The sequence below is a fragment of the Mycobacterium sp. IS-1264 genome (assembly GCF_001954195.1).
Lineage (GTDB): Bacteria > Actinomycetota > Actinomycetes > Mycobacteriales > Mycobacteriaceae > Mycobacterium.
This window is the reverse complement of record NZ_MBES01000048.1, coordinates 1-11,894: the sequence shown is the minus strand read 5'-3', so window position 1 is coordinate 11,894 and position 11,894 is coordinate 1. Positions and strand designations below refer to the sequence as shown.

Genomic DNA, 11,894 nt, shown 5'->3' with positions numbered 1-11,894 from the left:
GAAGGAGTCGTCAGTGAAATACACGCCCACGAAGGTCGCCGGCGTGACGATCATCGACTTCGAACCGCAACGCGACCACCGCGGCTACTCCACACGGTCGTTCTGCTCACGCGAATTCGCTAATCACGGCCTGGCTTTCGATGCCATGCGGACGGATGTCGTGTTCAGCTACACCCGCGGCACCGTACGCGGTCTGCACCGTCGGGTGCCCCCGCACGCCGAGGCCAAGCTGGTCCGGTGCACGCGCGGCGCCATTGCCACCGCGACGGTGGACGTCCGCCCCGACTCGCGGACCTACGGCGACCACGTGATGGTGGAGTTGAGCGCCGACGACCACCGCGCGCTGTTCTTGCCGCCGTATGTCGCACACGGCTTCCAGACCCTGATCGACGACACCGAGGTCAGCTACCAGGTCAGCGGCCAGCACGCTGCGAACGGCGAGGAGGGATTCCGTTGGGACGATCCCGAGTTCGGAATCGCGTGGCCGCTGCCGGTCACGGTCATCTCCGAGCAGGACGCGAGCTGGCCATTCCGCGTATCCGGGCCGGCGCAACTCGAGAACGCCGCGCGAGCGGGAGGACTGCACGCGGCCGGACGTGCGGCCGATCAGCCGCACGAAACCCCGCGCCACCTGCCGGCCGGCATTCGATCAGGCCTCTCGGCGAGAGCGTAGGTGTGTCATGGCCCCCGAAGCGGTGAATCTCATGCAGCCCGAGCAGCGACCGCAGCAGCGCACGCCGACCGGCATAACCCCGTTGCCTCCCGAAATAGCCGAGACTTCGCCGCCACCCCTTCCCGCCGTGTCGTCGGCCGTCGGAAATGCCTTGCGCCGCTGGCAGGATCACTATGCGCAAAGTCTGCGCATCAGCGACTCCGTGATCGTCGTCGCCTCGGTATTCCTTGCGCAGTACGTCCGGTTCGGGGAGATCGCGAACACGTCGGGTTACTCGGACCCGGTGATGACGCTGTTCTCCGTTCTGTTCGCGGGGCTGTGGCTGTCGTCCCTGGCGATATTCCAGACGAGATCGACGCGAGTCATCGGCGCCGGGATCGACGAGTACCGGCGCATCGCCAGCGCGTCATTCTGGACGTTCGGGATCATCGCGATGGTGACATTGCTCGCCAAAGTCGACCTGGCGCGCGGCTATCTCGCGATCGCGCTTCCGGTCGGCACCTTGGGATTGCTGACCAGCCGCAGCCTGTGGCGCCAGCATATCCGCCGCGAGCGAGCCCACGGCCATTGCCAGACAACGGTTTTGGCGATCGGGGATCGCCAGGCCGTCGCCCACCTCGTTACCGAACTTTCCCGCAATCCGAGCGACGGCTGCGTCGTGGCGGGTGTGTGCATTTCCGGATATGGGCCGCCGCGCGGCGAAACCCTGATCGTCGGGAGCCGTGAAGTCGAGATCCTCGGCGACGAAACCCACGCGGTGGCCGCGGTGCAACGCTGTGGCGCCGACACCGTGGCGGTGACGCGAACGGAGCATTTCGGCGTGCACGGCATCAGGGAGCTGCTGTGGCAGCTGGAGACGATGGACGTCGACCTCGTCGTGTCGCCCGGGGTGGTGGACGTCGCGGAAGCGCGATTGACCCTGCGCCTCACCGCGGGATTGCCGCTGCTGCACGTCGAAAAGCCGCAATACGAAGGGAGCCAACGCTTCGAGAAACAGGTCTTCGACGTCTGCTTCTCGCTGATGGCCCTCATCGCGACGGCGCCGCTTCTCATCGCGGCCGCCATCGCCATCAAGCTCACCAGCAAGGGACCCGTCTTCTACCCGTCGGAACGTATCGGCATCGAGGGAAAGCCCTTCACGATGTTCAAGTTTCGGACGATGACGGACGGCGCCGACAGGCAGATCGCGGATCTGCTGGCGCTGAACGACAGCGACGGCGGCATGCTGTTCAAAATGCGCGAAGATCCCCGGGTCACGCCGGTCGGCAGAATCCTGCGCAGGTTCAGCATCGACGAGCTGCCGCAGTTCCTCAACGTCGTCAAGGGGGATATGAGCGTCGTCGGGCCGCGTCCGCCGCTGCGTCGAGAAGTCGAGAGCTACAACGGCGACGTCAAGCGGCGGCTGCTGGTGAAGCCGGGCGTCAGCGGGCTGTGGCAGGTGAGCGGCCGCTCGAACCTCTCGTGGGAAGAGTCGGTTCGGTTGGATCTGTCCTATGTCGACAACTGGTCGATGGCCGGTGACCTCATGATCATCGCCAAGACGGTGAAAGCCGTATTAACGAGCCACGGCGCCTACTAGGCTCGCCAGCCATGAGCGAGCCGACGGCACCGGGTGCGGTCGTAGGATCGGTGCCGCTCACGCGGATGGCCCACGCGTTCTCGATCCAGTTGATCTGCCGCGTGCTGGGGATGCTGGCGTCGGTGGTGTCGGTGGCGATGACCGCGCGCTATCTGGGTCCCGGCCGCTACGGCCAACTCTCCATCGCGCTTCTCTTCATCGCGATGTGGACGAGCCTGGCCGACCTCGGTATCGCCACCGTGATCGTGCGCCGCGTGACCTCCGGCCGCGGCGACCTCGAGCGCCTGGTGCGCATCAACAGCGGTCTGGCCCTGGTCTATTGCGTTCCGCTCGCGGCGCTGGCGGCGGTGTCCGGGTTGCTGGTTTATCGCGACCCCGAAGTACGAGTGATGCTCGTCGTGCTGTCGGGGGCGCTGCTCATGCAGACCATGGTGACCCGATTCGAGCCGGTATTCCTTGCCACCGTGCGGTTCTCGGCGGTGGCCATCTCCGACGTCGTCGGCCGGCTGGCCGCGCTGGCCATGGTCGCCTGCCTGGTGGCGACGCGATCCGACGTCATCTGGTTCGCCGTCGCGCAACTCATCCCGCCCGCACTGCAGCTGCTGATCCAGGGCGCCGCCGCGATGCGGCATATCTCGGTGCGCCCGATCTTCGCGGTGCGAGAGTCCGCCGACCTGTTGCGGGAAAGCCTGCCGCTCATCGGGTTTCTGGTGGTCGGGCTGCTGTACTGCAGGGCCGACGGCGTGATCCTGTCCCTGCTGAGCACCCACGCCGAGGTGGGGGTGTACGGATTGGCCTTCACGATCGCCTTCAACACGATTGTGGTGTCGCTGATTTTCCTCAAATCGACGCTGTCGACGGCCACCGAGTTGTTCGCGCGCGACATCACCGCCTTCGCCGGCTTCCTGCGCCGCAGCGTCGAGCTGATGTACTTCGTGGCCGTCCCGGTCGCGGTCGTCGGCGCGCTGCTGTCCGGACCGTTGATCGGACTCTTCGGCGATAAGGCGTTCGTCGCACGCGGCACGCCGACGCTGGCGCTGTTGTTCGTCGCGGCGGCTCTGCGATTCGTCAGCGGCACCCTCGGCCAGGGATTGGTCGCCAGCCATCACCAGAGGGTCTTGTTCTGGTTGACGATGGCGACGCTGGTGCTCAACGTCGGGCTCAATCTCGCCCTGGCCGGGCGGTTGGGCGCCGTCGGCCCCGGCATCGCGCTGGTGTGCACCGAGTTCTTCAACATGGTGGTCAGCACCTGGTGGCTGCGCCGGCGCTGCGGTTACCGTACGCCGGTGATGTTCTTGCTGCGGTTGCTGATACCGACGGGCGTGAGCGTTGCGGTGACGCTGCTGCTCTCGGGCCAGCACGTGGTGCTCGTCCTGGCGGCGGCGGCCGCCGCCTACCTGGCCACCAGCGCGGCGGTCGGCCCGCTCAGCTGGTCGGACCTGTCCGCCCTGCGGGCCTCGTCGCAGCGGGACCAGCTGGTGGCATGACCCGCGAAATGGACCGGGCATATCTCAAGCGCCCGGTCGACGCCCCGGCCGCCCTACCATCCGAGCGCTCACTTGCGGTGCTGGTCGTGAGCGACCAGAGCCACGCGCCCCTCGACACATGCCTGCGCAGCATCGCCGAACATCTTCCGCGACTACCGGTCTACGTCTACCGGGAGGACGACGACGGATCACCCGGTCGGGCGGACCTGGCCGCGCGGTACCCGGGCGTGCACTGGGTGTCGGGGCCGGCGAACCGTGGCTGCGCAGCCGCTTTCAATACGCTGGCGGAGCACGCACCGAGCGACGCCGACCTGTTGTTGCTCAAATCCCACGCCCGCCTGGTGGGACCGTTGACTCGCACCCGGGAGTTGCTTCGCCGGCCCGGCGTGGCGGCGGTTTCGCCGATGGGTACCGCACCGGGCCGACGGCCGTGGGACATCGCGACCCGCAGCCCAACGCTGATCCGATCGCTCACCGCCAGCACGGGCGGCTCGGGCTCGCTGCGCGGCACGCCGATCTCCGCACTCTATCGCCGCCAACCTCCCGAATCGCAAGGCATCAAAGGGTATTTGGGCGGCGCCTGCCTGGCGGTCAATCGCGCGGCCTGGAACACCGTCGGCGGTTTCGACGAAGAGTTCTTCCGGCACGGCGCGCAGGCCGACTGGCAGATCCGGGCCCGCGCGGCGGGCTGGCGAATGCTGCTGGCCGACGAGCTCGGTGTCGATGAGGGCGATTCGGTGGCCGGCGACCGCGACCGCGACCGCGACCTCGCTCGCGCCAGCGCCGCGCTGCTGCTCGAACACCGCCACAGCGTTCACCACGCCGACGCGTATTTGGCCGGGGCGACGCTGTTGGACCGGATGCGACGGCCGAAACGCGCCGCGGCCAGCATCGGGGGCCTGCCGACGATAGTGATCAGCACCAACCGCCTGGTGTACGGGGGCGCCGAGCGGCAAAAGGCGCTGCTGGCAACGGAATTGGACCGCCGCGGCTACCCGGTCACCATCGTCTGCATGCAGCGGTTCGGCCCGTTGATCTCCGAGATTCCGCCTACCGTGCGGGTGGTGCGCCAGCCCTGGTGGGCGCCGGCGCTCGACATCCCCGCGGGGCCGGCGGTGCTCATCACCGCCGACACCAACACCGAGGCGGGGTTCGCCACGTTGTGGCGCGCCGCCGATCGGGGCCGGCGCTGGCTGGTCGCGCCGCACGTTCCTCCCGAGGAAGACCGGCCCATCTACTCGCGGCCCCTGACCGCCGCGATGCGCCGCGCGGACGGTTTCATAGTGCTGGCGCAACGGCATTGGGACATGCTGGCCGCGCAGCATCGGCTTTGGGGGCGGCGCTTCGTCGCGCCGAACGGCGTCGCACCGCCCGCCGACCCGGCGCCCCGGATCCGCCGCGCGGACGAACCGTTGCACCTGGTGATGCTCTCGCGCATCCTCGAGCACAAGAACCCCCACGTGCTGATCGAGGCGCTCGGCGAGCTCGCCGACATGCCTTGGCGGCTATCGATTTTCGGCGACGGCCCCGATCGGGAGAGGCTGCAGGCGCGCACCCCCGCCGGATTGCGCGATCGGGTGCATTGGCGCGGATGGTCGGCCGGTCCCGGGCCCGCGCTGGCCGACGCGGACCTGCTGTGCGTCCCCAGCCGCTCCGAGGCCTTCCCGCTGGTGATTCTCGAGGCGATGGCCCGGGCGGTGCCCGTCGCGGCGTCGGCGATTTGCGCCGTCCCGGAAATGCTGGATTTCGGACGCGCGGGTTTCCTCGTCGAACCCGTGTCGGTGCCGGGATGGCGGGAAAACCTGGCGCGGATCCTGGCCGACCCCGGCGCGCTGCCGTCGGTGGGACGACGCGGCTTCGAGCGCATGCACCGGCACTACACGGTCGAGGCGATGACCGACGCCTACGTCGACGCCATCAACGGCGTGCTGTGAATTCAGTTCGGCTGCTTGGGTTTTGCCCCCAGGATCTTCGCAACCGTGCGCGGGGAGGTCTTGTGCTGGCCGAATCCGCCGTAGAGAAAGTACCGGGGCTCCACGTAGAGCTGGTCGATGTCGGTCGGCACGTCCGCAAAATGCTCGGACAGGGCGGTGTCGATGAAGAACGCGTCGGAACCCGAGTGGGAATTGCAGCACACCAGTCGGTAGTCGAAGCGCGCGAACAACGCGGCGAAACTGCTCAGCGAGGCCCCGAAGTAGTCGTCGGACTCCCAGACATGATCGGGGTCGTAGGTGATCTGGAACTTCACCGGCGGCGGAAACTTCCCGTTGTATTCGACGATGAACAGCTTGGGACGGGTACCGCCCGCCAACAGCTTTTCGACGAGATAGATGTCGTTGCCGTCGAGGTCCAGCGAGATCACGTCGACCTGCGTGGCGTCGATTCTCTGCAGGCACGACCGGCTGAGGTCGAGGATGTTCTCCGCGGTGATCCACGCCTTTTCGTAAGTGAAGCTCGGGCCGGACTGGAATGCGACCGCCAGATCCTGGCCGCCGACCCAGAAGCCCTTCCAGCCCAGCGCCGCGAGAATCAGTGTGTTGTTCTCCGTCCCGTCGCCGACACCGAATTCGGCGAAGACCCCGTCGTCGAGCCGGCCGATCCGGCGCAGGATCTCCAGCGTTATCCCGTCCTCGTCGGTCGCGGAAAAGCACTTCTTCCCCGCCCGGTTCAGCGGATTGGGATGGCTTGCCTTCACCGACTGGGAATGGTCGAAAAGGATCAGATCCTTGAGCTGGTCCCGCGTTTCACTGCCGAGAATGCGCCGGATCCTTTGCCTGAGCGTCTTTCCCGGCGGGGGTGTCGCGCTTCTGGACATTTGGAGGTTAAAGCTACCACGCCGAGGGTAAATCACTTGCGCACAATCAATTCCGGACGGTTTTGGCTTGCTCATCGCGCCGAGCGTGCCGTAGGTTCACCAGTGTTCTTCTTCCGCTCTGATGTCGCGGAAGATGTTCAGGAGGCTGGATAACCGTGCTGTGCCGCATCTGCAATTCCAGCACCAATCCGGCGTTCACCCATAAGATCCTGGGCAAATACGACTGTAAGTATTACTTCTGCGACAGCTGCGGCGGGCTGCAGACCGAAGAGCCTCATTGGCTGGACGAAGCGTATGCGAGCCCGGTGGCGGCAGCCGATACCACCATGCTGTGGCGCAACCAATATCTGGCGCGCGCGATGTCGGTGCTGCTGTTCTTTCTCTTCGATCGCAACGGGCGGTATCTCGACGCGGCCGGCGGCTACGGCGTTTTCACCCGCCTGATGCGCGACATCGGCTTCGACTACTACTGGACGGACAAGTACTCCCCCAACCTGACCGCGCAGGGCTTCGAGGCGCACGCCGGTCCGGGCGCGCCGTACACGGCGGTCACCGCCTTCGAAGTGATGGAGCATCTCACCGACCCGGTCGCATTCGTCGCCGAGCTGCTGGAAACGACGGGCACCGACACCATCGTTTTCACCACGGAGCTGTTCGACGGCGGCCCGCCGCCCGCCGAGGAATGGATGTACTACGCCTTCGCCACCGGCCAGCACATCACCTTCTATCAAAAGCGCACGCTGGAGCTCATCGGAGAGCGCTTCGGCATGCACTTCCACACCTCCAAGACCCGGTGGTGGTGGCTCGGGGGGATGGGTCTGCACATCTGGACCCGGGCCAAGATCAATCCGCTGGCCTGGCGCCTGCTGGCCTCCCCGCGGGTCACGAATCTCCTCCAGGGCGTGCCGCGGCGCGCGCTGGAGACCCGGATGTGGACCGACGCCGACTTGTTCCTGCACGCCGACGGAGAAGCGTGAATTCGCCTCGGGTGCTGTGGCTTTCGCCGTGGACGCGACCCGCGGTACGCGTGCAGTCCGAGGCGCTGATCCGGCGCGGGGCCGACGTGCTCCTGGTGACCTCCGATCGGCACCCGGAGTCGGACGCCGCGCGCGACTACGAGTTGGTGCTCGATCCGCGATTCAAGACCGCCGCGACCTGGCCACCAACCGTCAAGGCGTGGCGCCGCGTCCGCCGGTTCCGGCCCGACGTCGTGATCGCCGAGATCGTCCGCGATCCACGCTGGATCGCGCTGGCCGGGCGCACGCCGCGGATCCAGGTGGTGCACGACGACAATCCGCACGACCCCGACGAAGAGCGGCCGTCCTACGAGCGGGCGGTGTTCGACCGCTGGGGCGCCCGGTCGGCGGCCACCATCACCTACTGCGACTACGTCGCGGCCGCCGTCGCGCAGCGCCGCGACGTCGCCGGCACCCCGGTGCATGTCGTGCCGCTCGCCAGCGACATCGACCCGCCCCGGGTGCCGCCGTTCGTGGGAGCCGAGGGCCGCCACGACGTCGTCATGTTCGGCCGGCTCAACCCCTACAAGAATGTCGACGTGGTGCTCGAGGCGTGGCGGCGACATGTTGTCGGCGGCGGCTGGCGCGGCGACAACCTGGTGCTCATCGGCGACGGGTCGCTGGACGCGGCGGCGCTGCCCAAACACACGCACTGGCGCAACGGCAGCTATCGCTACGCCGATGTGATCCCGACGCTGGCCGCCGCGAAAGGTTCGATCTCCCACTACCGGCGCGCTTCACAAAGCGGCGTGCAGGTGCTCTCCATGCAGCTGGGCGTCATGCCGATCGTGTCCGACGTCGGCGGTCTGCCCGAATACCAGCCGCCGGGCTGCGCCCCTGTCGGGGTCGACGACGTCGCCGGGCTCGCCGCCGCGTTCGATCTGCTGGCCGACCCGGCCGTCGCGGCAGAACTGGGGGCGGGGGCGGCGAACCACTACGCGCGCCGATGCGCCGTCGAGCACGTCGCGGATCGTTTCCTGGAAGTCATCGCCGAGGTGCTGTCCGCCCGGCGTTGACCCTCAGGCGGGCCTGGAATCCGCTGGCCCGCAGGCGATTCGGGCGTTCGCGACGTGCTCGGCAAGCCGGACACCGAGGGCGACCCCAAGCAGCGTCGGGTTGGCCTGACTCGAAGTCGGCAGCACGGACGTGCTCGCAACGTAGAGCCCGCGCACCCCGTGCACCGCGAGATTCGGATCCACCACCCCGCCCTGCGGAGTCTCCGACATCCGAGTGGTTCCGACCTGGTGGAAGCCGGCGTACCCCTTCATGAACGCATGCACCGACCGCTCGACGTCGTCGGTGAGCCACTCCACGCGGCCGACACCGTGGCGGCGCAGGTGCTCGTCGATCAGGGCGATGGCCTTGCGCACACTCTCGTAGTCGGCGTCCGAGAAGTGCATATGGGTCCGGATCCTGCGCATGCCAAGCGAATCCCGCTCGTCGGTGAGCTCGACGCAGCTCTCCCAGTGCGGAAGATGCTCGCCGTGGTAGTGCAGCAGATACCGATTGTCTGCGCTTTTGACGAAGAAGCCGGGCGCCTTGCGGCCCTTGCGGAGGAACCGGGCGTAAGGAAACGCGATCGCGAATCGGATCGAACCGAACAGGTCTCGCACGATGTTGCGCAGATGCGCGCGGATCCGCGGTGACCCGTCCGTCTTGGTGTGCGCCTCACGAATGGCCTGGGCGAGCAGGAACCGGCCGAGCGGGGAAATCAACGTGAGGTACACCCCGGACAGGATCCCACTCCCGTGGGCCGGGTCGCTGATCGGCGGGTTCACCAGCCAGACGGCGGCGTTCGGCATCCCGGTGTCGCGGAGTAGCTGTGGGTCGAAGGTAAAACGCCGCCGGACGTACACCCCCTCGTTGTCCCGCTCGTAGGTATGGATCACCCTGTCGGTGGCGAAATGCACGCGCGCCACGCGGGCCTCGACGTGGGACATGTACCAGCGTCCGAGGTGGCCGCCGGCGTTTCCCAGCCCGGCCGGATGATGGCGATCCGATGCGAGCAGCAGGCGAGTCGCTTCGAGTCCACCGGTCGCGATGATGTAGTCGGTCGCGACGACCCGGCCCGCCCGGCCATCGAGTGTCTTGACGACGAGGTGGTCGACGGAGTCACCGGCTTCGGTCGTCACGATTTCGGTACACGTCAGGCCGGTCCACAACGTAAGGCGGGAGGCGTCGCGCAGCGCGGCCCGGTACTCGCGGCCGAAACGCGTTGGGGCCCAGCGTTCGAGATCCGTTGTGCGCACTGCACCGTCAGGAAGCCCGGCGACTAGGTCGGCGTTCGCGATCTCGGGGATTTCGCGCGCATTGAATATCGCCTGACCGCATCCCACCCAATCGCAGGCCCGCTGCCGGTAGGGCTCGATGTCTTTGTCCCCGATCGGCCAGGGCGCCTGCGCGGTGATCGGCCGGTCCTCGAAATCGATGGGATCGAACTTGACGCAGCGCCCACCCCAGAGCGCACTGGTGCCGCCGACCTGTCGGCGGACCGTCAGCTCGCTGCGCGAGTGGAAGTAGTCGTCTTGGCGCGAGTCCAGGGTCGCCAACTCCTGTGCTGCGTGTTCCGTACGCGTGAGACCGCTTTCGATGAGCGCGACTTGCACGCCCGATCTGGCAAGCTCCAGCGCCGTGACGATGCCGATCGGACCCGCCCCCACGACGACGACGTCGGTCTCGATCGTCGTGTCGGCGACGAATTCCTTTGGGCCACGGATCATGCCGCGAACCCCGCTCGAAATTCCTCGACCAGGGTGCGAAAGCGTGTCGAGGTCACTTCGTCCGGCGGCGACGAGACGGCGGCCGCGGCTTCGGTGACCCGGTGTGGCTTGGTGGTGCTGTAAAGGATTGCGGGGCAACCCGTTGCCGCAGCGGAGGACCCGAGGATCAGCTTCGGGAGCACGCCGGGGGCCAGCGGATCGATCTGCAGGGCCTCGCGCCACCGCTGCGCCAACAGCGCGTCCGCTCGCAGCGCCGCCGAGAGCGCCGCGTACGGCCGGTTCAGCACGCCGAACGCGAGATCCGCGGGACGCGGCGGCGGATTGAGCAGGTCGGCGCGAAGCTGGTTCACCCCGTCGGGCGCGAATGCGCCGGCGAAGTCCACCTCGAGCCCCTCGTCTTGGGAGACGCCCCACGCGCGGATCTTGCCCTGCTGGCGGGCGCGCTCGAAGAATCGGCGTAGTTCATCGCCGGCGATGGTGTCTCCCGGGCGGGGGCCATGGACGAACAGGATGTCGACGTAGTCGACGCCCAGCGCCGCGAGGCTCTGATCGAGGCTGCGTTCGGCCGTGTCCGCGTCGTATATCCGGGCATCCGCGGGTCTGTTCGCGCGTTGCTTGACGGCGCGCCGGAGTCCCGGGGCTTTTCGCAGCAGCGCGCGCGCCGGAGCTTGATACCGGCCGAGACGGCGGGCCGCGCCGCCGACGTCGATGCCGAATTTGGTTGCGACGGTGACGCTGTCGCGCTTGACCGTACGCAGGAACAGCCCCAGCTCCGCCTCCGCCATGCCCAGCCCGTACATCCGCGCGGTGTCGAAATGGGTGATCCCGCAGTCGACCGCGCTGCCGAGCACGGCCATGCGCTCCTTCCGGGACGGCGACTGCATCAGCCCGCCGCATCCGAAGCCGACCGCACTCAGTGTCAGCTGCGGTCCCCGAAGTTCAATCTGCTCCAACACCGCAGCCCTCGTAGATCCGGCGGAGCTCCGCGTCGATCACTTCGGGGCTGCGGGTCGCCGCGATGTGCGCCTGCCCCCGCAACCCGTCGCGCTCGGCCAAGTCCGCGTCGCGCAGGTACCGACCGATGGCCGCGGCCAGGGCGGGCACATCGCCCGCGGGCACGAGCATGCTTGGGTCCGAGGCGATTTCGGCCGTCCCGCCGACCGGAGTCGCCACGAAAGGACGCGCACCGGCGAGGGCCTCGGTCAGGATCATCGGCATTCCCTCGGCGAACGACGGCAGGGTGACCACTCGCACCGACCGGAGCAAGTCACGCACCCCATCCGGATGTATTGGGCCCTCGACGGACATGCGCTCGGTGGGCGGGGGAACGTAGTCGTCGACGCGCCCGACAATCCGGCAGGTTCCCTCGATGCCCTCGGCGAGTAGCAGCCGCCACGCCTCGACGAGCCGGTCGACACCCTTGCGCCGGCCGATGGTGCCCGCGAAGAGCACCACGGGCGGCGTCGTGCTGGCGCCGGGCGAATCCCGATCGATCACAATCGGATTCGCCACCACCGAGGTTGGCACCGTCGGCGCCACGCTGAACCGCGCGGACCACGTGATCCTGTTGTCGGAAGAAGCGCGTGCCGCGGCGCTGGAGGTGG

General features: G+C 67.7%; 9 protein-coding genes and 1 pseudogene. 6 read left to right on the top strand and 4 right to left on the bottom strand.

Going from position 1 to position 11,894, the window contains the following annotated elements:
- Positions 1–13 precede the first annotated feature (13 nt).
- The 4 genes and pseudogenes from A5744_RS08630 to A5744_RS08615 all read left to right on the top strand — a co-directional run.
- Positions 14–529, top strand: a pseudogene (locus A5744_RS08630) (dTDP-4-dehydrorhamnose 3,5-epimerase family protein); the annotation flags it as partial.
- A gap of 151 nt (positions 530–680) precedes the next feature.
- The gene (locus A5744_RS08625; RefSeq protein ID WP_076060114.1) at positions 681–2,252 is read left to right on the top strand and encodes a sugar transferase; all 1,572 of its coding nucleotides are present in this window, start codon (positions 681–683) and stop codon (positions 2,250–2,252) included.
- Positions 2,253–2,263: 11 nt separating this feature from the next.
- Positions 2,264–3,739: an oligosaccharide flippase family protein gene (locus tag A5744_RS08620; protein ID WP_076060112.1), complete on the top strand. Its 1,476-nt coding sequence runs from the start codon at positions 2,264–2,266 to the stop codon at positions 3,737–3,739.
- Positions 3,736–5,673, top strand: a complete 1,938-nt coding sequence (locus A5744_RS08615) for a glycosyltransferase (protein ID WP_076060110.1) — start codon at positions 3,736–3,738, stop codon at positions 5,671–5,673. The genes A5744_RS08620 and A5744_RS08615 overlap by 4 nt, the downstream gene beginning before the upstream one ends.
- A 2-nt stretch (positions 5,674–5,675) precedes the next feature.
- Here A5744_RS08615 and A5744_RS08610 read toward each other — a convergent pair whose 3' ends face one another.
- Positions 5,676–6,554: a hypothetical protein gene (locus A5744_RS08610; RefSeq protein WP_076060109.1), complete on the bottom strand. Its 879-nt coding sequence runs from the start codon at positions 6,552–6,554 to the stop codon at positions 5,676–5,678.
- A 155-nt stretch (positions 6,555–6,709) separates the two neighbouring features.
- On the opposite strand from A5744_RS08610, the gene A5744_RS08605 reads away from it, so the two are divergent.
- Together A5744_RS08605 and A5744_RS08600 are read left to right on the top strand one after the other, a co-directional pair.
- Positions 6,710–7,531 carry a class I SAM-dependent methyltransferase gene (locus tag A5744_RS08605; RefSeq protein WP_083679244.1) on the top strand — a complete coding sequence of 274 codons (822 nt, stop codon included), beginning with the start codon at positions 6,710–6,712 and terminating at the stop codon, positions 7,529–7,531.
- 11 nt (positions 7,532–7,542) lie between these two features.
- The gene (locus A5744_RS08600) at positions 7,543–8,586 is read left to right on the top strand and encodes a glycosyltransferase family 4 protein (protein ID WP_076060175.1); all 1,044 of its coding nucleotides are present in this window, start codon (positions 7,543–7,545) and stop codon (positions 8,584–8,586) included.
- Between the two features lie 3 nt (positions 8,587–8,589).
- Here A5744_RS08600 and A5744_RS08595 read toward each other — a convergent pair whose 3' ends face one another.
- From A5744_RS08595 to A5744_RS08585, 3 genes are all read right to left on the bottom strand, one after another.
- Entirely contained in the window at positions 8,590–10,290 is a 1,701-nt protein-coding gene (locus A5744_RS08595; RefSeq protein ID WP_076060105.1) for an FAD-dependent oxidoreductase, read from the bottom strand.
- On the bottom strand, positions 10,287–11,213 hold the full coding sequence (locus tag A5744_RS08590; protein ID WP_076060174.1) for an aldo/keto reductase: 927 nt from the start codon (positions 11,211–11,213) through the stop codon (positions 10,287–10,289). The genes A5744_RS08595 and A5744_RS08590 overlap by 4 nt, the downstream gene beginning before the upstream one ends.
- Before the next feature lie 16 nt (positions 11,214–11,229).
- The coding region (locus A5744_RS08585) for a glycosyltransferase family 4 protein (protein WP_139331288.1) at positions 11,230–11,894 on the bottom strand (665 nt) is incomplete at its 5' end.